The 25,943-nt window shown below is 60.9% G+C and carries 27 protein-coding genes; 20 read left to right on the top strand and 7 right to left on the bottom strand.

Features of this window, described 5'->3' with window-relative positions; all coding sequences use genetic code 11:
* Window positions 1-97: 97 nt before the first annotated feature.
* Window positions 98-448, bottom strand: coding sequence for a metalloregulator ArsR/SmtB family transcription factor (locus AAFO92_RS14740; protein WP_007803330.1), 351 nt, complete (start codon window positions 446-448; stop codon window positions 98-100).
* 63 nt (window positions 449-511) lie between these two features.
* Here AAFO92_RS14740 and AAFO92_RS14745 point away from each other — a divergent pair, with 63 nt between their 5' ends.
* Window positions 512-1,363, top strand: coding sequence for a cation diffusion facilitator family transporter (locus tag AAFO92_RS14745; protein ID WP_007803328.1), 852 nt, complete (start codon window positions 512-514; stop codon window positions 1,361-1,363).
* Window positions 1,364-1,524: 161 nt separating this feature from the next.
* Here AAFO92_RS14745 and AAFO92_RS14750 read toward each other — a convergent pair whose 3' ends face one another.
* The 3 genes from AAFO92_RS14750 to AAFO92_RS14760 all read right to left on the bottom strand — a co-directional run bounded on the left by AAFO92_RS14750 (window position 1,525) and on the right by AAFO92_RS14760 (window position 2,562).
* Window positions 1,525-1,752, bottom strand: coding sequence for a hypothetical protein (locus AAFO92_RS14750; protein WP_347536426.1), 228 nt, complete (start codon window positions 1,750-1,752; stop codon window positions 1,525-1,527).
* A 167-nt stretch (window positions 1,753-1,919) separates the two neighbouring features.
* Window positions 1,920-2,177, bottom strand: coding sequence for a helix-turn-helix domain-containing protein (locus AAFO92_RS14755; protein ID WP_068241761.1), 258 nt, complete (start codon window positions 2,175-2,177; stop codon window positions 1,920-1,922).
* 124 nt (window positions 2,178-2,301) lie between these two features.
* Window positions 2,302-2,562, bottom strand: a complete 261-nt coding sequence (locus AAFO92_RS14760; protein WP_347536848.1) for a hypothetical protein — start codon at window positions 2,560-2,562, stop codon at window positions 2,302-2,304.
* Window positions 2,563-2,765: 203 nt separating this feature from the next.
* Between AAFO92_RS14760 and AAFO92_RS14765 the strand changes: the two genes are divergently transcribed.
* The 19 genes from AAFO92_RS14765 (at window position 2,766) to AAFO92_RS14855 (ending at window position 20,484) form a co-directional block, all read left to right on the top strand.
* A complete protein-coding gene (locus AAFO92_RS14765; RefSeq protein WP_012187165.1) occupies window positions 2,766-3,119 on the top strand; it encodes a hypothetical protein in 354 nt (117 codons plus the stop codon).
* A 43-nt stretch (window positions 3,120-3,162) separates the two neighbouring features.
* Window positions 3,163-3,783 carry a lytic transglycosylase domain-containing protein gene (locus tag AAFO92_RS14770; RefSeq protein WP_347536428.1) on the top strand — a complete coding sequence of 207 codons (621 nt, stop codon included), beginning with the start codon at window positions 3,163-3,165 and terminating at the stop codon, window positions 3,781-3,783.
* The gene (locus tag AAFO92_RS14775) at window positions 3,780-4,073 is read left to right on the top strand and encodes a TrbC/VirB2 family protein (protein WP_347536430.1); all 294 of its coding nucleotides are present in this window, start codon (window positions 3,780-3,782) and stop codon (window positions 4,071-4,073) included. The genes AAFO92_RS14770 and AAFO92_RS14775 overlap by 4 nt, the downstream gene beginning before the upstream one ends.
* Window positions 4,066-4,344, top strand: a complete 279-nt coding sequence (locus AAFO92_RS14780) for a VirB3 family type IV secretion system protein (protein WP_008327373.1) — start codon at window positions 4,066-4,068, stop codon at window positions 4,342-4,344. Before AAFO92_RS14775 ends, AAFO92_RS14780 begins: the two co-directional genes overlap by 8 nt.
* 34 nt (window positions 4,345-4,378) lie before the next feature.
* Entirely contained in the window at window positions 4,379-6,709 is a 2,331-nt protein-coding gene (locus tag AAFO92_RS14785; protein WP_347536850.1) for a type IV secretion system protein B4, read from the top strand.
* Window positions 6,706-6,873, top strand: coding sequence for a hypothetical protein (locus tag AAFO92_RS14790; protein WP_292068504.1), 168 nt, complete (start codon window positions 6,706-6,708; stop codon window positions 6,871-6,873). The genes AAFO92_RS14785 and AAFO92_RS14790 overlap by 4 nt, the downstream gene beginning before the upstream one ends.
* A complete protein-coding gene (locus AAFO92_RS14795; RefSeq protein ID WP_347536432.1) occupies window positions 6,863-8,017 on the top strand; it encodes a lytic transglycosylase domain-containing protein in 1,155 nt (384 codons plus the stop codon). The genes AAFO92_RS14790 and AAFO92_RS14795 overlap by 11 nt, the downstream gene beginning before the upstream one ends.
* Complete coding sequence (locus AAFO92_RS14800; RefSeq protein WP_347536852.1) at window positions 8,017-8,826, top strand: type IV secretion system protein; 810 nt, start codon at window positions 8,017-8,019, stop codon at window positions 8,824-8,826. The genes AAFO92_RS14795 and AAFO92_RS14800 overlap by 1 nt, the downstream gene beginning before the upstream one ends.
* Before the next feature lie 17 nt (window positions 8,827-8,843).
* A complete protein-coding gene (locus tag AAFO92_RS14805) occupies window positions 8,844-9,497 on the top strand; it encodes a type IV secretion system protein (protein WP_347536434.1) in 654 nt (217 codons plus the stop codon).
* A 1-nt stretch (window position 9,498) separates the two neighbouring features.
* Window positions 9,499-10,194 (top strand): TrbG/VirB9 family P-type conjugative transfer protein, encoded by a 696-nt coding sequence (locus AAFO92_RS14810; protein WP_076981281.1) that lies wholly within the window; start codon window positions 9,499-9,501, stop codon window positions 10,192-10,194.
* Entirely contained in the window at window positions 10,191-11,570 is a 1,380-nt protein-coding gene (locus tag AAFO92_RS14815; RefSeq protein ID WP_347536437.1) for a TrbI/VirB10 family protein, read from the top strand. Before AAFO92_RS14810 ends, AAFO92_RS14815 begins: the two co-directional genes overlap by 4 nt.
* 4 nt (window positions 11,571-11,574) lie before the next feature.
* Window positions 11,575-12,561 carry an ATPase, T2SS/T4P/T4SS family gene (locus AAFO92_RS14820; protein WP_347536439.1) on the top strand — a complete coding sequence of 329 codons (987 nt, stop codon included), beginning with the start codon at window positions 11,575-11,577 and terminating at the stop codon, window positions 12,559-12,561.
* Window positions 12,558-12,752 carry a hypothetical protein gene (locus AAFO92_RS14825; protein WP_347536441.1) on the top strand — a complete coding sequence of 65 codons (195 nt, stop codon included), beginning with the start codon at window positions 12,558-12,560 and terminating at the stop codon, window positions 12,750-12,752. The genes AAFO92_RS14820 and AAFO92_RS14825 overlap by 4 nt, the downstream gene beginning before the upstream one ends.
* The gene (locus AAFO92_RS14830; protein ID WP_347536443.1) at window positions 12,749-13,162 is read left to right on the top strand and encodes a hypothetical protein; all 414 of its coding nucleotides are present in this window, start codon (window positions 12,749-12,751) and stop codon (window positions 13,160-13,162) included. Before AAFO92_RS14825 ends, AAFO92_RS14830 begins: the two co-directional genes overlap by 4 nt.
* Before the next feature lie 12 nt (window positions 13,163-13,174).
* Window positions 13,175-14,251: a type IV secretion system protein gene (locus AAFO92_RS14835; RefSeq protein WP_347536445.1), complete on the top strand. Its 1,077-nt coding sequence runs from the start codon at window positions 13,175-13,177 to the stop codon at window positions 14,249-14,251.
* Between the two features lie 160 nt (window positions 14,252-14,411).
* Window positions 14,412-15,734: an XRE family transcriptional regulator gene (locus AAFO92_RS14840; protein WP_347536447.1), complete on the top strand. Its 1,323-nt coding sequence runs from the start codon at window positions 14,412-14,414 to the stop codon at window positions 15,732-15,734.
* Window positions 15,703-16,794, top strand: coding sequence for a beta family protein (locus tag AAFO92_RS14845; RefSeq protein WP_347536449.1), 1,092 nt, complete (start codon window positions 15,703-15,705; stop codon window positions 16,792-16,794). Before AAFO92_RS14840 ends, AAFO92_RS14845 begins: the two co-directional genes overlap by 32 nt.
* A gap of 107 nt (window positions 16,795-16,901) precedes the next feature.
* Window positions 16,902-18,707 (top strand): AAA family ATPase, encoded by a 1,806-nt coding sequence (locus AAFO92_RS14850; RefSeq protein WP_347536451.1) that lies wholly within the window; start codon window positions 16,902-16,904, stop codon window positions 18,705-18,707.
* On the top strand, window positions 18,700-20,484 hold the full coding sequence (locus AAFO92_RS14855; protein WP_347536452.1) for an ATP-dependent helicase: 1,785 nt from the start codon (window positions 18,700-18,702) through the stop codon (window positions 20,482-20,484). The genes AAFO92_RS14850 and AAFO92_RS14855 overlap by 8 nt, the downstream gene beginning before the upstream one ends.
* Window positions 20,485-20,595: 111 nt before the next feature.
* Here the strand turns inward: AAFO92_RS14855 and AAFO92_RS14860 are convergent, their stop codons facing one another.
* From AAFO92_RS14860 to AAFO92_RS14870, 3 genes are read right to left on the bottom strand one after another with little or no spacing between them, the layout of a single operon-like run.
* A complete protein-coding gene (locus AAFO92_RS14860; RefSeq protein ID WP_347536454.1) occupies window positions 20,596-22,575 on the bottom strand; it encodes a type IV secretory system conjugative DNA transfer family protein in 1,980 nt (659 codons plus the stop codon).
* Window positions 22,576-22,583: 8 nt separating this feature from the next.
* Window positions 22,584-24,917, bottom strand: coding sequence for a relaxase/mobilization nuclease domain-containing protein (locus tag AAFO92_RS14865; protein WP_347536456.1), 2,334 nt, complete (start codon window positions 24,915-24,917; stop codon window positions 22,584-22,586).
* Entirely contained in the window at window positions 24,904-25,497 is a 594-nt protein-coding gene (locus AAFO92_RS14870; protein WP_093363074.1) for a transposase, read from the bottom strand. The genes AAFO92_RS14865 and AAFO92_RS14870 overlap by 14 nt, the downstream gene beginning before the upstream one ends.
* Window positions 25,498-25,943 lie beyond the last annotated feature (446 nt).

A 25,943-nucleotide genomic window follows, 5' to 3' on the forward strand; every position in this document is an offset into this window, starting at 1 on the left:
TGACCGCTCAGCGGACAAAGGGTGCATTCGCTGCGGATGCGCAGATGGCTGCTTCAGGTTTGGCGCACCGATAGGACATTGCAGCAGGTCGCGCCGGTTAGTCCGTATAGCTTTGGCAGGCATCAACTCCGTTGGCTGTCGAGGCAAGTAGCTGATCTGCATCACGGATGAGATCGGCGACCCGCCTGTCCGCCAGACGATACCGAACGAAGCGGCCTTTGCTGCGGCGACTGACCAGCCCGCATTCCAGCAGACAGCGCAGATGGTTCGAGACGTTGGGCTGACCCAAACCCGTATGCCCGACGATTTCCTGCACGTTGCGTTCGTCCGACACCAGCGCATCGAGGATCGTCAGACGGCTGGGATCGCTTAGGCCCCGGAAGAGCTTTGCCCGCAGTTCCAGTGTATCGGGTGCCGAAAGATCGTCTTGAATGTTTTGCGCTGTCATATCATTATCCACTGATACGTTAGCAGCGTACCTTTTCGCCCGCCACCACAAAAAGGATCGCACATGAGCCAGCCCGATAACAGCAAGTTGGCGACAGCCTCCTCCCCGATCCGAATGCGGGTGCAAGGCATGGACTGCGCGAAAGATGCCGCCGAGATCGAGCGCGCGGCCCGGTCTGCGGGCGTGGCCGAAGGCGACGTGAAAGTGTCCGCCGCCACCCACATCATGACATTGCGGATCGCGGACGGCGATCTGCCGAAAGTGCGGCCCGCGCTCGACGCGACCGGCTACGGTTTCGAGAAGATCGAGGACGGCGATACATCGTCCGATCCGGCCTACAAGGACCCGAGCTATCGCCGCGCGCTCTGGATCGTGGTCGCGCTCAATCTCGGATACGGCGTGGTCGAAATGTTCGGCGGGTTCCTGTCCGGTTCGCAGGCGCTGAAGGCAGACGCGCTCGATTTTCTGGGCGATGGTGCGATCACGTTTCTGGGCCTGCTCGCCATCGGCTGGAGCCTGACATGGCGGGCGCGGTCGGCGATGATCCAAGGCGTGTTTCTGGGCCTTCTGGGCCTTGGCGTTGTCGGCAGCACGCTCTGGCGTGTCCTCAACCAGACCACGCCAGAAGCCGGGTTGATGGGAGCCTTCGCGGTAGGTGCGCTGATCGTAAACATCCTCGCGGTGCTGCCGCTGCTAAAGCACCGCAAGGGTGATGCCAATATGCGAGCCGTCTGGCTGTTCTCTCGCAACGACGCCATCGGCAACCTCGCCGTGGTCATCGCCGCCGGGCTGGTCGCGTGGCTTGGCAGTGCATGGCCCGACCTGATCGTCGCGTTCGCGATCGCGGGGCTTTTCCTGCATTCGTCGTGGATGATCATCCGCGATGCCCGGAGTGACTTGGTGGAAGCTGACTAACTCCATCATGGTGCGACGCGCCGGACGAAAGCCGACATTCGCGCGCCCCGCAGCATCGGTGAGTCTGGGCTCAGAGTCCGTATTCGCCGCGTGCGGCCCCAATGTCCGGTATGCCGGCGGGCCCTATCCATCAAATCTGAACTGGCGGCTAGCTAAGGAGCCTATCCGCCCTTGTCTCTTCCGATCCGCGTCAATCCGTCGAAGTCGATTTCCTGCTTCTGTTCCGCAGTGAGATCCGGCCGAATTTCCGATACCGGCTTGGGCCCATGAACTCCCCACATCACCGCATGCGCGCCTGTAGTCCAGCTATACACCCAACCAACAATGCTGCACCCATCTGCCCCGATCAGATTGGCGATCGCGACGCCCTCACCTTCATCATCGTTCACTGTTTACTGACTTCCTGCACTTTGGCTCTTCTTTTGCGGCGTGACGTGCTTTGGTGCTTGCTTGCACCGCATGCCGCGCTTGGGGGATGTTGGCTAACTGCTCTTTGTTGAGGAGCTCACTTCACATGGGGACGCACAATGCGGAGCGTCCCAAAATTGCATTGCTTTCAAATCTTGTGGTCGGGCTCCGTGGCGGCTTCGACAATCGACAGGACTTCATTTTTGTCAAAGCCAATGACTCTGGCCAAAACTGTAAACTCCACGACGTCGATACGACGCTCACCGCTTTCGAGCCGTGCCACAAATGACTGGTGGCGTTTGAGCTTCGCCGCCAACTGCTGCTGGCTAAGACCCGCATTCTGACGTGCATCAACCAACGCACGGACGAGCGCCAACTGGCCATTTGTTCTGATTGTTTTCGCCACGCGTCACATACCTTTTGTGACGTCGCTAGCGGATGAAATCTGTTATCTAAAAAGTAGATATTTGAGGGTGTTATCGGCGTCTGGTTTCCAAGGGATGCAAGTCTGGTACACGCCCAGTGGCCCATCAATCCCCCACCAGTTCCAGAAACCGACCGTAGTCCTGACTGACTTCGCGGGCTTCTTCGAAGGCGCGCGCACGCTCCTGCTCGAGGCATCGAAAGTAGTCCTGAATGTCCGCGATGTAGACCTCAAAATCCCGCCGGATGATATCGGCATAGTCCCGAGCAGTCCGCGAATCGCTTGGAACGAAAGGCCGGACCGGGGCGAGACAGGATTCCGCGCTGTTTGCCTCCGAAACGAGCAAAATGAGTATCCAAACTTGCACTGCAAGGTAGCGCCTCAACCCTAGGTTTCTGGAGCCGTTTATTTGCTTGATAGACGCCAATGGCCGTGCCTAGAGTTTGAGTAACCGAGATACAGCCGTATCGCTGCAATATATCCTTGCAGTTAATAGTATACTATCGTAACTCTGGGCTTCAAGTAGGAATGCCCGGACGTTGCGCGTTTGAAGAAAGCGTGAGCCGGGCCATGAACTGGGACATCGAAGCACCAAATGTGGTTACGGAAGCACGTTTCCGCGAACTCGTGGAAAGTGGCTATAGCGCTGAAATCCTGTGTCAGGAGTCGGCACACAAGAAGGGCCCCAGCTATTACGGGGTCTGGATCATGCGTGTCGTCTCTGACGAAGGCGTGGAAAAGCTGCTGGTCACAGCCCGCACCCGGACGACCTATAACGACATCAAGATCCGCGAATTCAAAACCATCACGGGCGTGGTCTCCTTCCTCATCGGCATCGGCTTCTCCCACGCCGATGTGCCGCTCGAAGAAGGCCAGCGAACGACACACAAATTGGCTGCGACCGACAAGGGCGGCAGCAAGTAGCCTTTTCCTTTTCTGGTATCTCGCGGGTCCCGCCACTGCGCAGATGGTACTGGTCATGGAGAGCGATGGCTCTCTGACCCCGTCTCGCTCCCAGGACAGCTTTGCCCGCAATTACAATGACGGCATTGGCCAGGGTTCGGCGGCTGATGAGCTGGCAATCCTCGGTGAAGAAGACCTAGCTATTGAACCTGACACGTTGCGTTTTGCAGCCCTCTCGCGGCCTGCGCCCCTGGCCCGCGTGGACGTTCTGGCGGCCATCGAGACCACTGCGCTTCGCTACGCCGGGCATCCCGGGCTGCGCCGTACGGAGCTCTCGGTTCGTGATTGGCTGACCCTCTACCGCGCCAATATCGAGGTCGAGAGCGCCTACCGGCAGGATGCGGTCTCGAGTGCAGGCGCCATTGGCCTCGGGCAGTTGATGCCAGCGACGGCGCGCGACCTCGGTGTCGACCCGCGTGATCCGCTTCAGAACCTTGACGGCTCCGCCCGCTACCTTGCGATGATGCTGGAGACGTTTGGTGATCCGCGGCTCGCGCTCGCAGCCTACAACGCTGGACCAGATGCAGTCCGCCAGTATGGCGGCATTCCCCCCTACCGAGAAACTCAAAACCATGTGGCCCGTGTCATGGCCGTCGTGGCCCGATTGGAAGGATCAAATTCATGAAGCACATATCTCACCTATTTATTGCATCGCTCGCGCTCTTCCTCCTCCTCGCAGAGCCGGCCCTTGCTCAAAGTATCGATCTCTCGCCGATCCAGAGCCTATTGCAAGGGATCGTCGATGCGCTGACCGGCCCGCTTGGCGTCGTCATCGCGACGCTCGCCGTGCTGGGCGTCTTCCTCAGCTGGTTCTTCAACATCATCGATCTGCGCCAGGCACTCTGGGTGCTTGTCGGCATCGCCGGTGTTGCCGCCGCTCCCACCATCGTTGCCGCGGTCTTCGCCGGTGGCTGAGCGCTCGCCTCTCTTTCTGGGCCTCGTGCGCCCGCCGAAGCTTTTGGGCTTGCCAATCATGTACGCAATGGTCTGGCTCTTCGGCTCGGTGCTGCTCTTCGTCTGGGTCCAGCACATTGCAGTGCTGGGCGTGGCCGCCCTGCTCTACCCGGTGCTTTGGAAGGCCGCGGACTGGGATCCGCGCTTCATCGATGTGATGATGACGGCACTGCAGGAGACGCCGCCGACGCGGAACCGGTCCATCCATGGCGGGGACAGCTATGCGCCCTAGTACAGCCTTGGACGAAACCCTCGATCTCCGCACAATGACGCCGGACTGGTATGCCCGCGAAACACGCCTTGCGCATATGCTGCCCTATGTCAGCTTGGTAGATGACCGGACCGTGCGAACGCGGGTGAACGAACTTTTCCAGTGCATCCGTCTCGACGGGGTCAACAGCTACACGACGGATGATGCCTATCTCGATAAGGTGACCGCACTCTTCGCCCGGATCATCGCGCAGTTGGGGCCGGAGTTCAGCTACTACGTCCACAAGGTCTCCAAGGCGATCACGCCGGACCTTGAGCCTGTGCGCGATGACAGTTTTGCCGAAGACGTCGACCGCCTGTGGCGCGCGAAACTCGAGACCAGCGGGCTGCGCGACAAGACGCTCACCCTTACGATCATCCATCGCCCGCCTCCAAAAAGCGTCCTACCATTCCTGAACCGCAGCGCGCCGGATCGCCTCAAGGAAGCGACCGAGAAGCGCCTTCGACGATTGGGCGAGGCCGTGAACGTGTTCCTGTCTGGCCTGACGGAGCTGAACCCGCATGTACTCACGGCCAAAAGCGGCGAGTTAATCGGCTTTCTGGGGGCCCTCAACACTGGCCAGGAACTGCCGCTCTATCCGGCGAACACCTATGGCTTCCTGTCCTTCAACGTGGCCAACACGCGAGTGACGTTTCAGGGGGATCACTTCGAGCTCTCCGAAGGAGTCGTGGGGCATCGCTACGGCAAGAGTTTCACCATCGGGGAATACTCGGAAGGCACCTCCTGCACCATGTTCGACATGCTGAACCTGCCGGTCGACATGATCGTCACCCATTCCTTCACGCCGATCAATTCGAACCTCATGGCGGGCCGCATCAAGCGGCAAAAGCGTCAGATGCAGGCCAGCCAAGATGCAGCGCTCTCGCTGATGGAAGCACTCGACATCGCCGCAGATGATCTCGAGGCCAAGCGCCAGAGCTTTGGCGAGCACCACATGGTCGTGACGATCTTCTGCGATACGATCGATGAGCTGCAGACGCTCAGCGCCGAAATTGTCAACGCCGCCGCCGCCGAAGGCGTGAAGATGATCGGCGAGCGCGTCGCGGCCAAAGCGCATTACCTCAGCCAGCATCCTGGCAACCAGCCCAAGCGCGTGCGCGCCAGTGCCATCACCAATCGCAACTTCGCGGATTTTGCGGCGTTCCACCGGACTCAGCTTGGCAAGCCTGCTGAGAAAACACCCTGGGGCAAGGTCATCACCTATCTGCCCACGCCCGAGCAGAGCGCGTACCGGTTTTCCTATCACGAGCAAGGCAGCCCCGACAAAGAACCCACCAGCGGGCATACGCTGATCATGGGACGACCCGGGTCAGGCAAATCGGTCCTCTCGGCCTTCCTCATGACGCAAGCCCGTCGAGCAGGGGCGCGGATCTTCGTCTTCGATTACCGCCTCGGTATGGAGATGGCGGTCCGCGCCAATGGCGGGCGTTATGCATCGCTCAAAGCCGGCCAACCCACGGGCCTTAACCCGCTCTGGACCGAGACCGATGCGCGCGGCACCGCCTGGCTCTCGGATTGGCTCGCCACCCTGCTCTACCGTGCCGACAAGCCGCTGACGCCTGCGCAGACCAACCGCATCCAGGAAGTCGTCCGCCAGAACGCGCAGGCCACAAACCCCGCCCTGCGAAACTGGCGGGATTTTGCATCACTTTTTGTCTCCACCGACGATGGCGGCGATTTGCACCAGCGCCTGCTCGAGTGGACCGAAGAGGGCCGCTTCGGCTGGATATTCGGACAGACGCTGGAAGATACCTTCTCGCTGGAAGGCGATGTGGTGGGCTTCGATCTGACCGGCATTCTCGACAGCGAGGCCGAGAAGGAACGCATGGCCGTGCTCTCCTATCTCTTCCGCCGGGTCGAGCGTGAGATCGAGGACCGCCGCCCCACTATCATCGTGATCGACGAGGCCTGGAAGGCGCTCGACAACGCGTATTTCGCGGAGCGGCTGTCGAACTGGCTCGTGACCGCGCGCAAGCAGAACACCGTCGCGGTGATGATGACGCAATACGCCAGCCAATTGGAACGCACCCGGACCGGCAAGACCATCGTCGAGGCGGTGCCGACGCAGATCCTGCTGCCCAATATCCGCGCCCATGCCGCCGATTACGCGATGCTGAACCTATATGAGAAGGAACTCGATGTGCTTCTCAACACCGGCAGCGACAGCCGCCTTGCGCTGATCCGCGATGACCAGGGCTCGATCGTCGTCGATGCCGATCTCAGCGCCCTTGGGCCCAATCTCACCATCCTCGGCGGCATGGAGAAAGGCGAGGCGCTCGTCGGCGCCGATTACCGCAACCGCCCGGACTTCTGGAGACTTTCATGACCCGTATCTTGTTTTTGCTTGCCACGCTCGGCGTGCTGGCCTCCTGCGCCCAGTACCAGGAACCGCAGGCGAATTGTTTTACCTTCCTCGCCTCGACTGCACCCACAGCACCGGATTGCACTTTCACGCCCCTTGGCGCGCCGGAGCGCGACATTGAAGTCTAGCCTGCCCCATATCCTGGCCCTTTGCCTGCTGCCCGGTCTCGCCCTGTCCCAAGGTGTGCCGACCAATGACAGCGGGCTGACCGCGCGTGACATCGTCGAGACCGGCGATCGCGAGGCTGACTTGGCCGTTCAGGCGGACAAGCTTGCCGCGCGTGAACTCATCGCCGAAATCGAGCGGGAACAGCTCGCCACCCTGCAGCGCATCCTCGATGCCCAAACCAGCTTTGGCGGTCAGGGCCTGCCGGCAATGGTCTCCGGGCTGGAAAGTGGCAGCGGCGACCCGGACCGTTCCGTCGAGGCCGTCTATGGCAATGCCGAAATCGATCCCAACCCCGGCGGCGCACAGATGTTCGGGGATGCGGCAGAAAATATCGAGCAGCTCATCATCCGCGTCGCCCAGGAGACCGGCGGCTTTGCCGGCGTGGGCCGCGCGGGCCTTTCTCCGGTTCAATGGCGGGCTCTGCTGCAAGCGCTTATCTGGCAGGAAAGCCGTTTCACCATTGGGGCACGGTCTCCCGTCGGCGCCTATGGTCTCACCCAGATCATGCCGGGCACAGCGAGCGATCTGGGCATTAACCCGGAATATTACGACAGCCCCTACCTGCAGGTGCATGGCGGCGCGCGCTATCTCGCAACGCAACTGAACACCTTCGACGGCAACATCATCAACGCGCTCGCGGCCTATAACGCCGGACCCGGTCGCGTGTTCGAATATGGTGGGGTGCCGCCCTTTGCCGAAACCCAGCATTACGTCCAGGTTATTCCAGAACGCTACAATCTCTACCTAAGCCGCATCGGCGGGATCGAAGCGCTTGGCACGATCGACCCCGCGCTTCTGGCCAATGCCAACCTCTCAATCACCGGGCATGGCGCTGCCTTCTATGGCAACAACTCACCCGCGGCGATCAGGCAAGCCGCCCTGCGTATTGCGGATATCGTCGAACGGATTTCCGAGACCGAGGACGTGCAGGAGAGCGTCGCGCTCAACACCTATGCCCGCGCCGAACTCGTGCGCCTCGTGGCCGCGCGCATCCGGCTTCAAGCAGCCCGTACCCGCGTTCTCTCCGCCGAAGAGCTAGCCCAGGCCAGCGCTCGCATGGCCGAAGGCGCGTTCATGGATTTTACGATCAGGGAGATTGAATGATGGGACATCTGCTCTTGAGGACAGCTTTGGCCACGACACTTGGCGTTGGCTTGCAGTTCAGCGCCCTACCCCCTGCCGCAGCACAAGGTGTACCGGTCGTCGACACCCAGAACATCGCGCAAAATATCCAGCAGCTCCGGCAGATGATCGAGGATGAGATTCTGCAAAACGAGCAGCTGACGCAGCTCCGCGAACAGCTTGCCACGCTCACGGACCAACTCGCGGAGCTGCAAAGAACCTATGAAGCGCTTACCCGCCTTGCCGAACTGCCGGAGATCATCCGCACGGAAATGGAAGATGAATTGAACGGTCTGCTCGACCAAGAATTCGGCGACATCCTCGCCACGATTGAGGCTATCAAGACTGGGGATTTCTCGGGCCTCTCGGGCTCCGGCGCGGGCGAGATCGAAACCCAGATGGACCGGGTACTGGCCGATCTCGGATTTGACGATGACACGCTCTCGGAAATGGCCACCAGCGGCAATCCGGGCGCGAACCGCGTGGCGACGCAGGCCACCACCGGCGCCCTGGTCTCGGCCGCGGCCCAGAACAGCTATGAGGATGCCGGCCAATCGCTGGAACGGGTCGACCGCCTGGTCGGGCTGATCGATGACATGGACGAACTCAAGGAAAGCATCGATCTCAACACGCGCGTGACCGCGGAGCTCGCCATTGCGCTGGTCGCCATGTGGCAGCTCGAAGCCATCCAGACCGTGGGCGATGGCACGGGAGGCGTGATCGATGCCGCCACCATCGCCGAAGAGCAGCGCTTCATGGATTTCACCTTGCCGGACCTGCGGGCAGACTGATCGTGGGGGCCTGACGGGTGGTGACTGAACAAGAAATCATCGAGGAAGAACTGGTCTACGGTGCCCTGCGCCGCGAACGGCTCTGGCAACGCCTTGGCCTGATGGGCCTTGTCTTCGGTATCATCGGCTGTCTGAGTGCCGCGGCTGTCTCGATCCTCGATGTCGACCCGCCCCCCGTCGTTGTCCCCTATGATCCCGCCACCGGCTTTGCACTCCCCGAAGCCTCGGTGGGCGCCTCCTCGGTGACCGCCAACCAGGCGATCATCGAGGCGGAGGTGTTCCGCTATGTGACCGACCGGGAGGTCTATAACCAGCTGGACAACGATCTGCGCATCCGCAGCGTCCTGCGCCGCTCGGACGGAGCTGCCGAGAGCGGGCTGCGCCAGATCTGGAACAGCGCCAACGAGAATTACCCGCCGACGGTCTATGGCCCCAATGCTCGGCTCGACGTGGAAATCCTCAGCATCAACCGGATCGGAACCAACCGCGCGACGGTCCGCCTGCGCAAGCGCCTGACGTCCATTAACGGCACCCAGACCGGCCTCTTCACTGCGACGCTTCTTTTCGAGTTCCGCCCGGAGACCCGCCGCTCCATCGATGAGGTCTGGACCAATCCCTTCGGCTTCACCGTGCTGGAATATTCCATCCGCTCCGACAGATTGGAGAATTGATTTGATCAGTAAGTTGATTGTTGTCGGCCTTTTTGCCCTGCTGCCCGGGCTCGCCTTCGCCGAAGCAATCCCGCGCGGCGGGCCCAATGACAGCCGGGTGCGGCTGGCCACCTACCAGAACGGCCAGGTCTACCGCCTCAATGTCTCCCTCACCCATGTGACCACCATCGAGTTTGGCGAGGGCGAGAGCATCCGCTCGATCATCGCGGGTGACACGGAAGGGTTTGAGATCGACGGCGTCCCGGGCGGTCAGGCCTTCGCGATCAAGCCTGTGGCGCGCGGGGTGCATACCAATGTGACAGTCTATACGAACCGCCGGAGCTACTACTTCAACGTCCAGGAGGTCCGCAGCCCAACCTTCTACGTGGTGCAGTTCCGCTATCCGGACGACGCTGCGCGCCCGACCCGGGCCATCGCCGCCCAAGCGCCGAACTACAATTACGGCGCCAGCGCGCGGACCGAGTTCACGCCAACGCGCATCTGGGATGACGGGACGTTCACGTATTTCGCGTTTCCAAGAAACGCGCCTGTGCCCGCGATCTTCCGCTACGCGGGCGGCCGCGAGCGCACGGTCAACACGCAAACTCCTGAAGACGGCGTGATCCGCGTCAGCGGCGTGAACCACCAATGGGTCCTGCGACTTGGCGAAGAGGTGGTCTGCATCGAGGCGATCCCGCCCGCGGAGGCCACCTCATGAGCGATATCGAGAACACCGAGCTGGAAAAGCGCCTCGCCGCCCTTGAGAAAGGCAGTGCCCGCGCGCCCATAGCGGCGCAGCGCCGGTCGCCCCTTCTCGCGCTGGTCGTGGTCCTCGTCATCGGCGCGGGTGGTGCCCTGCTTTATCTCCTCTCACAGCCCGAAGAAGAGGAAGCCTTGCCGACGGCCACTCCGGACGTCTTCCAAAACGAAGGGGATGGCTTTGGCGCTATCGAGACCTTGCCCCCGCCCGAGCCCGAGGTTGTCTTCGTCGGACCAGACCCCGTCGAGCCCAACGCGGAGCTTCTGGCGCAGATCACCGCCCTGCAGGCCCAGATCGAGGAGTTGCGCAACGCCCCTGAACCAGTTGTCGAGGAAGACACCGCCGCCGCAGAGGCAATTGACGCGCTGACTGCTCAGATCGCGGCGCTACAAGCCGCCTCGGAAGCAGCACAGCAACGATTCCAGGACGAACTGACGGCGCGGGATCGCAGCCTTGAGCAACTCCGCATGGATCTGGAACTGGCCCAACTCGAGGCCAGCCGACCGCAACCCGCGCCAGTGGGCCCCACAGAAGATGAGCTGCGCGCACGCGAGCAAGAGCGACTGCGCCGCGAGGAAGAAGCCCGGCGCATGGCCGAGCTGGAGCGCCGCGCCGCGGAGGAACGCGCCTTCCAGGAGCGGCGCATCACCTCGCCCACCATCGCTTTTGGCGGTGCCTCCGGAGCGAATGAAACGGCTCTGACTGAACGCACTTTTGGCGAGGTGACGGATTTCGTGCTGAACGGCGCGTTGCCCACTTCGGTGACGCAAGCCGAGGTCATCGCCAATCCCTCCAACACCATTATCCAGGGCACGATGATCCAGGCCGTGATGGAAACAGCCCTCGACAGTTCCCTGCCCGGCCAAACCCGGGCCGTCGTTTCCGAAGATGTCTACAGCGTCGACGGATCGCGCCTCCTGATCCCGCGCGGATCCCGTCTCATTGGGCGCTATCGCTCTGGCGTCGATATCGCGCAGCGCCGGGTCACGATCGCTTGGGACCGGATCATCCTGCCCGACCACCAGACCATCCAGATCAGTTCTTTTGGGGGTGATGAACTTGGCCGTTCCGGCGTGACCGGCTTTGTCGACACCCGGTTTGATGAGCGCTTTGGCTCGGCAGCGCTGATTTCACTGATCTCCGCCGCCCCAAGCGCCGCTGCAGCAAACGTGCAAGACGAAACCGCCGCGGATGTGCTGGAAGACGTGGGCGATGATCTAGCGGATGCCACGGACAGCGTGATTGGCGACTATCTCTCCATCGGCCCCGTCATCTATGTCGACCAGGGCGCGCGCGTCACGGTGATGGTCGACCGCGATCTGGAGATATTCTGAGCCCATGTCGCTGAGCTATCTCCAAACTTCGCTTGATCGGATCGAAGCCGCCGCCCGCGACGATGTCATCGAGATCTGCATCAACCCCGACGGCTCCTGCTGGGGCGAATTCCAGGGCGATCATTTCATGCGAAAGCTGGACCAGGCACTGACCGCGACGGACGTGAAGGACCTCGGCAACCAGATCGCCTCCTCCGCCAACACAACGTTGAGCAAGGACCGCCCGATCGTCTCGGTCTCGATCACCTACAAGGGGCGACCGATCCGCGCACAGGTCATCACCCCGCCTGCCGTGCTCTCGGCCATGTCGATCAGCCTTCGGTTCTTCTCAAGCCTGCCGCTCGCGGGCATTGCGCTCGACTTCCTCTACGGAAAGGAGCGAAAGCTCGAAGACCTGCGCGTGGAAAAGAAGCGCGCCTTGCGCGCCGTCGTGGCCGCGGGCGTGATCGATGATGCGCTGGCATTTTGCGTCGAGAACAAGCTCAACATGATCGTCTCGGGCGGCACCTCCACCGGCAAGACCGTGGCCGCGCGCAAGATCCTCGCCCATGTGCCGGCCGAGGAACGCATCGTCACCATCGAGGAAGCGGCCGAGCTTCTGCCGACCCAGCCCAATGCCGTGACCCTCATCGCCAATCGCGACGCAGAATTCCAGTCCGCCGATGTGCTTCTCACCGCCACGCTGCGCATGCGCCCCGACCGGATCATCCTGGGCGAGGTGCGTGGCAAGGAGGCCATGACCTTTCTGGAAGCCATCAACACCGGCCATGGCGGCTCCATGACCACGCTTCATGCCGAAACCCCGCAACTGGCCGTGCAGCGGCTTGCGATCGCAGCACTCAAGACCGAAATCCCGATGACCTATGCCGACATGATCCAGTACATCGAGAACTCCATCGACGTGATCATCCAGGCCGGCCGCCATGACGGCAAACGCGGCATCACAGAATTCTACCTCCCCGGCGCAACCGAGATTGGAACTTCTCCATGAAGACATTTGAATACGATATCCTGTCCTTTCCCATGACTCGTAAGACCAGCCTCTCCGACATGCAGGTCAGCCTGAATGCCAAAGGTGCAGAAGGCTGGGAGGTGGTGTCGATCAGCTCCTCGGAATTCGCCAATATCGGGCACACCGTTTTCCTGAAGCGCGAAACCACACCCGCTGGAGCCACGGCATGAGGCAGGCGGGCTGCACCCTCGTACTGACTGCGCTGGTCCTGGGCCTGACGTCGGCACCCGGCTTCGCTGAGCGCAATCTCGTGCCGACCCTCGAGCGCAGTTTCGACGTCTGTCCAGACCGGCCCGCTGAACCCGTTTGGATGCAGGAGATCTCCCTGCGCCAAGCCTATCAGCGCGTGCTGGTCCAGGACATCTACCGCGCCCAGAATCTCGAACGCATCGTCCAGACCGGCAGCTGCGACTGCGAAATCCGGTTCCCGTCCTGGGACGCTGCCGAGGCGATGTTTCGGGAGAGCTACGCGAGCGACGAACGATGGGAGATGCTGCAAGCTTCGGACGCCTACAACCGCCGCGCCAACGCCGCGCGCCCTGCCGCTAAGGCCATCTGCAACGCCGCAGGCAATTGGTAAGGCAGTCCCGCGATGAGCGTCGTCACCTACTTCGTTGAAACCTCCCAAGCCTATCTCGACACCGCCGCTGAGACCCAGTTTGGTGCGGTTGCGGCAACGGTCGGCACGCTCCTGGTTTTGGGGACAACGCTGGTGGTGATCCTCGTCGGAATCAACATGATCTATCAATACCGGGCCATGGATGGGCACACAGCCTTCTGGCTCGCGGTCAAGATCGGGCTCATCGGCATATTCGCGACCAACTGGATGCAGTTCAACGCCTTCTCGTCTGCCATTCTCTACGGGATCGACAGTATCGCGGGCGCGCTCGTGGCCTCCGTCGGCGGCGGCAGTCCGGGGCCTTCTGGAACTTTCGCCGAAGAATTCGACCGTTTGATCGCCGAGTTGGGGGACTACTTGAACGCCGCTGGTTCAGAGTTGAACTGGATGGCCGGCGCCATGCTAGACATTGTCGGGGTCCTTTTGCTCTCGATCCTCGGCGGGCTGGCCGCCTTCATCCTCGTGGCATCCCGCCTGATGATCGCACTTCTGATCGGGATCGCGCCGGTCATGATATTCCTGACCCTCTTCGAGGTGACCAAAGATTACTTCGCACGCTGGCTGTCGGCGTTGGTCTCCTTTGCGCTCTACCCAATCGTCGTGGCAGGCGTATTCGCAACAATCACAGGTGTATCATCCGCCCTCATTGGTGAACTCGGCGACCCGGAAGGGGCCTCAAATATAGGCGCGCTCATCCCCTTCTTCATGATGGTCCTCATGGCCAAGGGCTTCATTGTCGCCACGCCATTCATCGTCCGCGCAATCTCCGGCAACATCATGATGCCAGCGCTCTCCGGCGGCCTCGGTGGCGGATATAGCTTTGCCCGCGCCGCCATGGGCAGCCAGCAGGCCTACAACCGCTACCTAATCGGAGGCGCAAGCGGCGCAGAATACGCAGCACTCAGGGCGCGGCAGTTCTTCGGGGTGCAGCAGATGCCTGTCAGGCAAGGGATGGGGCAGACGGGTCAAGCAAGTGGCTCAGTGTCATCGGGAGCCGGGTCTCAAATGCTGGCGCAACTGGCACGCTTGGGAAGGCTGGGGCGACGATGAGTTTCGATTACCAGCCTTTATTGCCACCACGGATTGCTGCAGGGCAGGTCGCTTAATGACGATCGTAACTCGCATTCAGCGCTCAAAAAAGGCGTTGAACCCAACTTATCGGTTGTGTACTTGAGCACAACAGAAAAGTTGTGTAAAAAGAGGCATGGCGATGAATGGAATCACCCTTAACGAGAAGGAGGCGCGGGAAACACGCGCCCGTATCTCTCGTCTAACCGAGGCACTGAACTCGGAGCACGCAATGAAGCCGGTTGTTGCCGGCTTGCCGCCTGAGGTGGTTTCTCAAGTCTCGCGCATGATGAAGGCCGAGCGCGAGCGCTTGACCCACGCGGTTGAGGCATACGAAGAGGCCAAGGACACCCAACGCCCCACCGCTCTAAAGGCACTCGTAAATCGTGACCTTGGGCTGATGCTTATTGTGGCGAGGATCGCCAACGGCTTCTCTCAGAAGGACCTGGCATGGCGCCTCGGCGTGAAGGAGCAACAGGTCCAGCGGTGGGAAGCTGAGCGATATGGGCAGATCAGCCTCAAGAATTACCATCGCGTGGCGGCGCTGCTCGGTGTGCGTCCGTGGGCAGACATGTCCGACCAACCGGAACTCCGCGGGCTGGACAAGGTCATCGACGGGGTGTCGAAAGCCGAAATCAAGAAAATCCTCAAGCATGGACGCGAAAACAGCTGGTTCGCCGAGGACTTCACCGAGGCCGAACTTCGTCGCTACATCGCCGAGAACCGGATCGACTTTGGAAGTCCTGGACTTCTGAGAACTGGCCTGAACGTTGTGGATCACACCGAAGACGTCATGCTCCACGCTTGGCGCGCCAGGGTCACAGCAAGGGCGCGCGAGGCATTCGCGGGGGTCGAGGACGTTCACGAGCCGCTTGAACTCAAGTGGATGCCCGACCTGGTCCGGCTGAGCAAAGAGCCCCATGGGCCACTTCTGGCAGTAGAAGTGCTTGCCAGCCAAGGTATTGTGTTGATCGTGGAGCCGCAGGTGCCCGGCCTAAAGATCGACGGCGCTGCGTTCATCGTGGACGGAAGGCCGGTCATCGGAATGACTTTGCGGACCGACACTGTGGACAACTTTTGGTTCACGCTGATGCACGAACTTGCCCATGTTACGCTTCACTTCTCCACTGGGCTGGCCGTAGGCTTCTACGATCAGACGGACCAAGAGACATCGGTCGATGAACAGGAGGAGGAAGCCAACCGCTTCGCTTCCAACTTGCTCATCCCGGAAGAACGTTGGCGGCGCTCTACCGCCCGAATTGCGAAGTCGGCTGCGGTCATCGAGCGTTTCGCTAACGAGCTAGGTATCCATCCGGCGATTGTGTTCGGGCGGATACGCAAGGAGCGGGGCGAGTGGTCCCTGTTCACAAATAAGATCGGGAGGAACACCGTGAAGAAACTGTTTGTGGGCGAAGCCCAGAAAGGAAAGAGTGATGCTCCCATACTACCCGGCCCTAAGGGCTAAGCCCGGCGAGTTCGCGGCCTGCGGCAGGCTGGCCCCCCGTTATCAGGGGTACGTTTGCCCGCGCTTCGTGGTGCCGCCTCCCACTGAGTCCGACCCCGAAAAGGGGCGCGTACCCACGCTGGACGAAATCGCCCACATAATGGGGGAGCGCCTCGGAAAGAGCTGGCCCCACCGGCGTGCGTTCCTCGACCCGCAACTGGCGGCGGCGGCCCTCGGCGACGAAGGAGTGGCTACGCTCTTCCGCATCGCCAGGGCGGTAAACTTCCGCCTGCTTCCAGTCCTGACGATCGCCGATCTGACCAACCCGGCCCGCCAGGCGCTCATTCGGGACGGCGACGTCAGGACGGGTATCTACATGGACTTCGAGGAGGTTGATCCGGCTGCCTTGGTCGAGGCGGTGAAGAAGGCGGGCCTCCGGCCGGAACACTGCGTCCTCTTCGTGGATTTCACCGGAGCCCCCCTCGGTGCCGACTTCGCGCCTGCTATCGGCGAAATTTTCGATCAATTGGACGGCGCGGCGCGGTGGAGCAAGATCGTCTATCAAGCGTCAGCGTACCCGGACAAGCTGCCGGTCGGTGCCAACGAACGCACGTTAATCGCCAGGGCAGAGTGGACCACCTTCCAGGCGGCACTCAAGGAGACAGGCGTCCAACCGGACCGACTGGCCTACGGTGACTTTGGCGCGGATTGCGGGCGAATGATGTTTCCTAAGGGGAAGGGCGGCGGAAGGCCAAGGCCGCATCTGCGCTACACCGGCAAGTCCCACACCTTGGTGATAAGGGGCAGCGACTCGGGAACCTTCACGCCGACGATGCGCGACGTCTGCAAGCAGATCATCGAGAGCAAGGAGTACAGCGGCAGGAGTTTCTCCCCCGCGGACGACCGTATCTGGCGAAACGCGAAGGGACTGACTGATACCTGCGGCGACGCGACTGGCTGGCGGGAGCTGAACACCGCGCACCACCTGGTGAGGATCGTCACGGACTTGGGCGCCATGTCTGGCATCGAGTTCGAGGAAGATGCTGTCGCTGAGTACTCGGAGCAGGAAAGCTTGTTCTAGAGTTTTTCCTTCGAGTTTACCTAGTCGCGGATCGTCCTCCAAATTTGCAAACTGCTTCTGGCTCTCGCTGCAGGCGTCCCGTCTTTTTTTATGTTGAGTGAGCAAAAATGCATCTTTCACGAATATTGATTGAGAATTTCCGGAACTTTTCGAAGCTGGACGTGGCCCTCGATGGGAATATCGTTGTGGTTGGTGAAAACAAGGTTGGCAAAAGCAACCTGATGCACGCCCTCAGGTTGCTTTTCGATCCCTCTCTACCTGACAGCGCGCGGCAACTTGGCCTCGTTGATTTCTGGGACGGCCTTGGTGGCCCTGAAGTGGATGACAAAATAGTCATTAGTGTCGAAATCGAAGAATTTGACACCGACCTCGATATCCTGGCCTTACTCACGGACTTCCGCCTCGACGATGACCCGGATACGGTCCGCCTGACCTACGAATGTCGCGCCCGACCGGGACTGGGCCATGCGCCGGCATCGGACGACGATTTGGAATTCATTTGCTTCGGCGGTGAAAGCGAGACGAAACGGTTCGGACATGACCTCCGCCGCCGCCTGACAATGGACCTGTTACCAGCTCTTCGTGACGCAGAAGGTGATCTGGCAGCTTGGCGACGGTCGCCGCTGCGCCCGCTCATTGAAGAAGCTTTTGCCGGCATCAACCAGGCAGACCTTGATGAGATCGGCGAAGCTATCGAAGAGGCAACTGAAAAGCTGACGGCGTTCAAGAGCGTCGGTGAGCTTGAGAAAAACCTCGGCCAACTCTTTGCCGCCATGAGTGGCCCAAAGCAGGATGTGACACCGCGTCTGGGTTTTGGTGCAACCGATGTCACACGCCTGTATCGCAACATAAGACTGTTGATCGATGACGGCCGACGGACAATCAACGACGCAAGCCTTGGCTCGGCCAACATAATGTTCCTGAGCCTCAAAGCGCTGGAACTGAGCAGACTGATTTCCGAGAACCATCGAGATCACACACTATTGGCCATCGAAGAACCTGAAGCCCACCTTCATCCACATCTGCAGCGATCAGTCTACCGTCACCTTTTCCAGTCGGTCGACAACCCTGACCAGCAAAAACAGATGTCAGTGCTACTGACTTCTCATTCCCCGCATATCGCCAGCGTGGCTCCGCTACGTTCAATTCTTCTGCTCAAAGAGAAAGCTGACGAGGGCACGGTCGGCTGCTCTACTGCATCGATAAAATTGACAGAAGGCGAGGCTGAAGATCTGGCGCGGTATCTGGATGTAACGCGCGCCGAGATGCTTTTCGCGCGCGGCATCATCTTGGTAGAAGGCGATGCCGAAAAGTTTCTTGTGCCACTCTTCGCTGAGGCACTTGGCTATTCGCTCGATATGCTCGGAATAACCATTTGCTCGGTCGCGGGGACAAATTTTATGCCATACGCAAAGTTCCTGACCGCGCTGGACATCCCCTTCTCGGTCATCACAGATTGGGACCCGATGCCGAAGAGCAAGCCATTAGCCGTGAATCGGGGCATCAAACTCGCTGTGGCGATCGAGCGCGTGAGAACGAAAAAAATTTCAACAGCGCTCGCCGAAGAACTGAAAGATATTGCCGAAAACAAGAATGAAGACGACCTCGCTGATCGCTTCGAGGACTTTGGCATCTATACCAACATCCGGACCCTTGAAACCGATCTGTACGAAGGAGGGTTCGCTGACGACATTCTAGCAACCCTCAATGAAGAAAAATGGAGCAAGGCGCGGCAGGCGCAGATTGATGGCTGGCTTGCCGATCACGACAGCATCGACCAAGACGAGTTGCTCAATCTGATCGATGGGGTCGGCAAGGGGCGTTTCGCTCAACGTCTTGCCTCGAAGATCAAGGGACGCAAGCCACCGCGCTACCTCGAAGATGCTATCCAGTATGTGGTGAAACGTGTCTGACGCGTCCATCTATCTGAAAGCCGCCGAAGCTCTACGGGCCAACCCTGCACAATGGGCAGCCTACGAATCCAAGGGACACTGTGTTGTCCTTGCAGGGCCAGGTAGCGGGAAGACAAAAACGCTAACCGTCAAGCTGGCACGCCTATTGTCCGAAGACATTCAGGAACCACGAGGCCTCGCGTGCATCACGTACAATAATGAATGCGCACGGGAGCTGGAAACTAGGCTCGCCGCGCTCGGCATAGAGCCCGGACGAAGAGCTTTTGTCGGTACGGTCCATTCCTTCTCCCTGACGCAGATTGTCCTTCCATATGCCAAAGCGGCCGATATGGGCCTTCCCGATGAATTTTGCATAGCAACCCGCGCGGAACGACGTCAGGCATTGGAGACAGCGTACAAGAAGGTGATCGGCGTCCGCGAAAATCCGCAACTGCTTGATTTCACAATGGGAACTTACCGCCGATCCATTCTCAATAGAAACAGCACAGAATGGCGTGAAACCGATCCCTCGATGGCCACATTGGTGGAGGCCTTTGAAGCCGAGCTCAGAGCGATGGGGCGAATTGACTTTGACGATATGCCACTTCTCGCTGTAAGGGCCCTACGCGAGCATGAATGGCTGCAACGTGCGATCCTCGCCAAGTACCCTGTCCTCATCGTCGATGAATACCAAGACCTCGGACGGGCGCTCCATCGTATGGTCATGGGCCTCTGCTTCAGCACCGGCATGCGGCTGTTCGCGGTCGGAGATGCCGACCAGTCGATCTATGAATTCAACGGCGCGAACCCTCAACTTCTCCGCGAGCTGGCGGCTCGAAAAGATGTCGAGTGCGTACGGTTGCGGCTGAACTACCGGTCCGGATCGAAGATTGTCGAGGCATCAAATTTTGCGCTTGGCGAAGCGCGAGACTACGAGGCGGCTGAAGGTGCGGAGGAAGGCACGGTCTACTTTCACCCTCAGCAAGGCAGCTACGAACACCAGGCTGCAGAGGCATTCAGGACAGTCATCGTTGACATCGCGAAACGACATCCGGATTTGGAACCCGGAGACATCGCTTTCCTCTACCCCGCTGCTTGGCTGGGTGACAAGGTTGCTGAAGTAGCCCAGCAGATCGGCTTGTCAGTTATCAGAACTGACACGAACGCAATCTATCCTCGTGCGAGCCGCTTGATGCGCTGGCTGGAAAGCTGCGCGAAATGGTGTTCGGGCGGATGGCAAACAGGAACACCGCGTTTCAACCAGCTGGTCAATGAGGGCGCACGCCTGTTCGCTGAAGAGATCAACACATCAGAGTCGCGCCTCGCCTTCCAGCGAGCGCTAATGGACTGCCTTTGGTCGCGGCGCGATGGCACCTTGGCACTGAGACAATGGTTGTCAGATGTTCGCGCGGCAATCATCACAGACCTGATGGTCAAGTGCCGCACGATGAAAGACGAGGGAGAAACTCTGGACACATTCATCGCGCGCACCCAAGCAGGCAAGGATTGTGCAGATATGACTGTCGCCCAGTTCGCCGGCCAAAGCGAGGGGAACGAAAGCCTACATCTTTCGACACTTCACAGTGCCAAAGGTCGAGAGTTTCCGATCGTCATCATGTTTGGCATGGATCAGGGGAGCATTCCAAGAAACAACTCCACTGCGTCACAGAAGTCGGAAGCTCGGCGTCTCTTCTACGTGGGATTTACGCGGGCAAAATCAGAAGTACATATCATGCATTCTAACTTACGCCCGTCGCCTTTTGTGACAGAACTTCAAAATCGATTGAAGGTAGAGTGAACTTTTTTCCCAATGTGGCAAGTTTAACGTGCTGCCAATCTCGTCCTCAACGATGTCAAAGTCTCCGCGCTACCTCCAGAAATCCTCGAATCTGAAAGGTACCAGAACTTCTTAATGCCTCTCATTCATGGCTGACTCCAGTTCGCCCAAGCCAGCCAAAGCGGTCCTTAACTGCTCGTCTCCCTCCTCGTTCGCCAGATCATCAGAAGGCACCAGCACCGCAAAATCCATCTCCATCTGGCGCTGTTCCTCGGCGATGACGGCTTGAACGACGGGCGCGGTCTTCTTTGGGGCGAGATGGGTTTGCTCTGACGATTGGCCATCAGCAGCCTGGCGCGCGGCCTCAACGTCGGCCTCGGATCCGCCTGAACCGTCCGCAGGCGGCGTCATCGGCATGGCGCGCACACTCAGCGGCAGCGTGCCTTGCGATCCCCCTCCCCCCGGCTTCGGAAACGGCAACTCGCCTGATTGCGCCGCGTGGATCGCCTTGAAGAGCCGGTCGTCAAAATACTGGATCCGCTTCGCGCGGACCGGCATTTGCGCATCGATCACCATGACGATCTCGTCGAGCGGTAGGCGGCGCGCCTCATCTTCGGGCAGCAAGGAACTTTCTTCGGTCCGCGTGGATTGGCTGCGCCCTTCAAAGGGGTTCTTGCCGATGGACTGGGACCGCGTGATGACGGTCTTCGTGGTCTTGCCCACCGCCTTGCTCAGCTCTTCGACGGTTTTTTCATCCGAGGGCGTCAAATAGAGCTTCACACCGGCATTGCCTTGCAGGGCGCGGCGGGTGTTCTCGCCGTAGATTTCATCGAGGGCGGGGATGGTTTGGGTGACCACGGCGAGGTGACCACGATAGGTGCGCAGGGTCTCGATGCTTTCGACCACGATGGGCATCTTGCCGAGACGGTTGAACTCGTCGAGCATGATCATCACGGGCCACGGCTCATCTGGCCCGGGATCCTTTTCCTGCATGGCCGAGAGAAGATCGGAGAAGAAGAGCCGGATCAGCGGCGCGAGGGGTTTGACCATCAGCGGCTGGACCACGAGATAGACCGAAAAGGGCTTCTTGCGGATCGTCCGGAAATCAAAATCCGAGACCGCCGTCGCTTCATCGATGGCCGGGTTCTGCCATTGATCCAGTCCCGAGGTCATCAGGAGCGAGACATAGGAAGTCAGCGTATCGTTGTTGGTCGAGGCCAGCCGCGTGAAGATCAGTTTGGCCGCCCGGTTGTCGACTTCGTGGCCCCGCGCGAAATACTCCTTCTGCTTGTTCCCGCCCGAGGCCGCGATGCGATAGATCTCGCCCAAGGTCGGGCGCTTGCGCTGGAAGGCCAGCAGCCCTGCCGCCACGAAGAGATCGATCCCGCCCTTGAGGAGGCCCTGCACCCGGTCATTATCGCTCTGCAGGAACAGCGTCGCCAGGAGCTGCAGTTCCATCTGCTGGCGCGCGGGATCTTTCAGTTGATAGATGCGCAAGAGCGGGTTGTAGCGATGCGTGCGCTTGCCCTCCCAATCGGTGGGGGCAAAACGATAGACATTGTCGCCTTGGGCTGCGCGGTGACGGGCCGTGGCCTCGAAACACTCGCCCTTCACATCGAGCGTCACGGCGGAGCCTTGCCAGGTCAGCAGGTTCGGAATGACAAAGCCCGTGGTCTTGCCGCGGCCCGTCGGCGCCACGATCAGCGCATGCGGGAAGACCTTGGAGCAAATGTAATTGGCGCGGGAGCCCGGCGGCCCCAACTTGCCGAGGACGAACCCGGTCCCGGGCGCCCCGAAGAAGCCATTGGCCTTCATCTCGCGCGCGGTCTGCCAATGGGTCTGGCCAAAGCGTGTCAGAGCGGATCCCGACAGGGCGAGGCTCAGCATCAGGCCAGCGGCGGCAAAGCTGCCGATGATCAGGTGGATGAGTTGGGCATCCTCCGGGCGGCGATCGAGGATCGCGAGATAGTTCTGCGCGATATAGGCAAAGTCGATCCCGGCCCCAAACCCAAGATCCTGGTAGGTCAGCACCGCCGAGGCGATGGTATAGCCCATGGCCCCGGTCACCAGCGTTACCAAAAAGACCCCCGTGGCGATCCGCGCTTTTCCCATGGGCGCGCTCAATGGACCTGACCCCGCTCGGTCTCGCCATCCACGTCAGCGGTGCGGTGTTTTTCATATTCGGTGTCGGCAAGATCATCGACCACCTGGCGCAAGGCCTCCGTGTTGGCCGTCGCGGCATCCGATTGCAGGTAGACCTTTGCGACATAGAGCCGGTCGAGGCGGTCCTCGAGAACCTTCTCCAGCGCATCGGCATCCCCGGATGTGAGGCGGCCCAATTGGCGGTCATCCAGCACCCGCGCGATCTCCTCGCGGAAGGCGTCCCGCTCCGCCTCGGTCTCGAAGGGCGCGGACAACTCCCCCGCCCGCTCGTGGTCCAGGACGCGCGCGATCTCGTCTGCAAGACGGTCGGACCGGTCAAACTGCGCCGTCGTTTCATCCCATGTAGCGAGGGTCTCCTCGCGCGTGCCAACCCCAAGCCCCTCGCGCAACTCGTTGTCGCGGCGAACCTGATTGATGGCGTCAGTGTCGCGTATCTCCACAACGGCCGCATAGGTCGCGCCGAGCCCACGGGCGAGGTGGGACGGAATGTCCGGATAGCGCTCCCTTAAGTCCTTGGTGACAGCATCCGCAACTGGGGTGCGGACATCGCGACCCTCCATGATCCGGTCGACCTCGCGGGTGATTTCGCTGGCGCGGGCCGCATCGGTGATGGTCTCCCTGTAGGGCTCAGACCGGTCGATCACATCGCCAGGACGTGCGAGCAGCTCCGGATGTGCCTCGAGATAGGCACGCTGCTCCGTCTCGATCCGACGCTCCGCCCGCGAGACAACCTCCCAATCCCGGTCCTCGATCTGCTGCGCTGTCAGGCCACCTGCGCGCATCTCCTGACGGATTGTCCCTTCCATCTCCCGCACCGCGCCCTCATGATAATGGAACCGCTCGCTGACCGGTTCCGCTTCCATGACGCCATCCCGGCGCAGCACGTTCTCGCGCTCCAAGAGCGTGCCAAGTTCCACATGCACATCATTGAGTATGTCGCGCGCCTGTTCCAGATCGGCGCGGCGTTCGAGGTTCAGATCGCGCGCCTCGGCCACCTTGGAGAGATCATTGGCGATCCATTGATGCTCGAGCGCGGCGCTCGAGGCCCCGGTCTCGATCCGGGCCACCACTTCCGATGTGCTGATCCCGGTGCCCCGTAGTGCGGTGTCTATGCGCGACCGCAAGTCCGGCTCGGCCAGACGGTCCAGCCGGCTGGTGTCGATGTTCGCCTCGGAATAGATCCCGCCCTCCGAGGGGGCCTCTGACAGCGTGGATGATCGCAAACCAAGTGGCTGCATGTGCTGGACCTGCGTCTGGATCTCGATGAGGCGTTTTTCCAGCACGGGACGTTCCGCGTCAGACTTCTCAGCGATCATGCCCTGCACCCGCGCGAGCTTCTCGGCATAGAGGCTTCTCAGATCCTCGAAACTTTGATCCTCGGCCATATACACATCTCCTGTTCGGTCCACCTGCCCGCCGCGCGCCAGCACTTCGCCCGCGCGGAAGAGGGCTGCGGCAATATCCTCGCGGGCTTCACGCGAAGCCTCCGCGGCAAGCGAGTGATAGACAGTTCTGGTGTTGGCGATCTCCGCCAGCGTCCGCGTCAGGTCCTGCCCCACACGCTCCCGCTCAACAGGCGCGCGGCCCTCTTCTTTCGCAGCGTAGACCTCGCTTGTGCGGGCCGGGTAATGCACAACCCCGCGATCCACCCGCCGCGTGGCTTCCAGGCGCACACCGTACTTCTCGGCCTCCTCGACCATGGCGAGGCGGAAGTCGTCATAGTTGAAGCGATGGTTGCGCCCCAGAAAAAAGAACTCGCCTTCCTGCGAGCGGCGGTTCAGCACCAGATGCGCATGCGGGTGATCGCGGTCCTCATGCACCGCGATGATGTAGTCGAAATGCCCCTCATCGGTCTGGAAGAACCGCTCGGCCACGTCCGTCGCGATGTCGCGCACATCCTCCCCGCGCGTGCCGATGGGGAAGGACATGAGCATGTGTGTGGTCTGGCCCAGCTTGGGCTTGAAGCCCGCATCCCACCGTTTGGCAAAGCGCTCGGTCAGGTCCTTGATGTCACCCGCCTCGAGCTTCGTCTTGCCATCCAGAAACCCACTGCTGTCCACGATATGGGTCGACTTCGTGGTGAGGTAATCGAGCTGGTTTGAGAGCTGCGATTTGGTATGCGTACCCCCGCCCCGGATCGCCTTGAAGACCGCCGGACGGTGCCCGGCCGCCGCGCGCACAAGCTGGCTCTGCTTGGCCACGTGCAGCCCTTGCATCGAGCCCCGGACGCGGCTCCAGCCGTCCCGGAAGACCTCGCCCGTGACGGCGTGGACGGCATCATTCAGCCGCATGGGCAAACTCCCTCAGCGCGGCCGTGGCCTGCAGTTGTATCGCGTCCCGACGGCGGCGCAGAAGCAGATCGATCTCGTCCGCAGAATCCAGGATGAACCGCGCCAACCCGCGCATCTGGGCAAGGCGCAATTCGGTGAACTCGGCACGCGTGCCCCCCGCGGCCCCCTTCCCCATCCGGTTGGCCCGCGTCATCTGCTTGGCGATCTGCGCGACCCCATTGCCGACCTCGTGCAGTGAAGCGCGGTAGCGCGCCATCTCTGCCGCCATCTGCGCGTCCGGAACGAACACCCCGCCTGCCGCCTGAATGAGCCGCCGCAGCCCCTCGGCCCGGCTCTCGATCCCCACCTTCGCCAACACCGCGTCGAGGGCTTCAAGCTCCGCGGCCGTCACCTTCACACTGACGGCGGAAACCGGGATCGCAGCATCGGTCTGGCGCTCGGCATCGGCTTTCAAGACGTAGCGCACGGCCCGCGATGTGACCTCGAAACGCTCGGCCAGCTCGGCCGTCGACACACCCTCCGCGGCCTCGCGGACGATCTGCATCTTCTCGATCTCTGTCAGGCGTTTTGTTCGGGACATGCGGAAGAAAGACCCCCTATTTCCTGCCACCTTCCACCAAGGCTGCCCCTACCTTACGATAATATACCTAGCTGTCAATTATATACTTACGTCGCCTTCAATCTCAGGCAGCCTTGGTGTCCGCTTCACGCCGCGGCCCGCAGGGACGCGGCTCTGCCGCCTTCACCACCGGGCGACCCACCTGTCCTAGGGGTCCCGTCCACCAGCCCCGCCCGAGGGTCTGGCCGAACACGCATGTGTTCGGACGGAACCGCGGGCGGGCGCAAACCCCACCGACAGGGCGGACAGGCAGGGTCAAGGAGGGCCAGATTTGGCTTGCCAAATCTCTGCCGCAAAAACCGAGAGGCCCTGGCCTGCCGGTTTTTGTGGATGGCCCCCTTGAGGCTGACTGGCCGGTCTGTCGCGGCCTGATCATTTCGGGCGGAGTGCGTCCGTTGAACGCGCAG

The organism is Roseovarius sp. CAU 1744, assembly GCF_039839345.1.
Classification (GTDB): Bacteria; Pseudomonadota; Alphaproteobacteria; order Rhodobacterales; family Rhodobacteraceae; genus Roseovarius.

Bases quoted from the DNA above. Each gene is read 5' to 3' on its own strand.
- AAFO92_RS14740 (WP_007803330.1), bottom strand. From the start codon at position 448: ATGACAGCGCAAAACATTCAAGACGATCTTTCGGCACCCGATACACTG.
- AAFO92_RS14745 (WP_007803328.1), top strand. From the start codon at position 512: ATGAGCCAGCCCGATAACAGCAAGTTGGCGACAGCCTCCTCCCCGATC.
- AAFO92_RS14765 (WP_012187165.1), top strand. From the start codon at position 2,766: ATGAACTGGGACATCGAAGCACCAAATGTGGTTACGGAAGCACGTTTC.
- AAFO92_RS14770 (WP_347536428.1), top strand. From the start codon at position 3,163: ATGGTACTGGTCATGGAGAGCGATGGCTCTCTGACCCCGTCTCGCTCC.
- AAFO92_RS14775 (WP_347536430.1), top strand. From the start codon at position 3,780: ATGAAGCACATATCTCACCTATTTATTGCATCGCTCGCGCTCTTCCTC.
- AAFO92_RS14785 (WP_347536850.1), top strand. From the start codon at position 4,379: ATGACGCCGGACTGGTATGCCCGCGAAACACGCCTTGCGCATATGCTG.
- AAFO92_RS14790 (WP_292068504.1), top strand. From the start codon at position 6,706: ATGACCCGTATCTTGTTTTTGCTTGCCACGCTCGGCGTGCTGGCCTCC.
- AAFO92_RS14800 (WP_347536852.1), top strand. From the start codon at position 8,017: ATGGGACATCTGCTCTTGAGGACAGCTTTGGCCACGACACTTGGCGTT.
- AAFO92_RS14815 (WP_347536437.1), top strand. From the start codon at position 10,191: ATGAGCGATATCGAGAACACCGAGCTGGAAAAGCGCCTCGCCGCCCTT.
- AAFO92_RS14820 (WP_347536439.1), top strand. From the start codon at position 11,575: ATGTCGCTGAGCTATCTCCAAACTTCGCTTGATCGGATCGAAGCCGCC.
- AAFO92_RS14825 (WP_347536441.1), top strand. From the start codon at position 12,558: ATGAAGACATTTGAATACGATATCCTGTCCTTTCCCATGACTCGTAAG.
- AAFO92_RS14830 (WP_347536443.1), top strand. From the start codon at position 12,749: ATGAGGCAGGCGGGCTGCACCCTCGTACTGACTGCGCTGGTCCTGGGC.
- AAFO92_RS14835 (WP_347536445.1), top strand. From the start codon at position 13,175: ATGAGCGTCGTCACCTACTTCGTTGAAACCTCCCAAGCCTATCTCGAC.
- AAFO92_RS14840 (WP_347536447.1), top strand. From the start codon at position 14,412: ATGAATGGAATCACCCTTAACGAGAAGGAGGCGCGGGAAACACGCGCC.
- AAFO92_RS14845 (WP_347536449.1), top strand. From the start codon at position 15,703: ATGCTCCCATACTACCCGGCCCTAAGGGCTAAGCCCGGCGAGTTCGCG.
- AAFO92_RS14850 (WP_347536451.1), top strand. From the start codon at position 16,902: ATGCATCTTTCACGAATATTGATTGAGAATTTCCGGAACTTTTCGAAG.
- AAFO92_RS14860 (WP_347536454.1), bottom strand. From the start codon at position 22,575: ATGGGAAAAGCGCGGATCGCCACGGGGGTCTTTTTGGTAACGCTGGTG.
- AAFO92_RS14865 (WP_347536456.1), bottom strand. From the start codon at position 24,917: ATGCGGCTGAATGATGCCGTCCACGCCGTCACGGGCGAGGTCTTCCGG.
- AAFO92_RS14870 (WP_093363074.1), bottom strand. From the start codon at position 25,497: ATGTCCCGAACAAAACGCCTGACAGAGATCGAGAAGATGCAGATCGTC.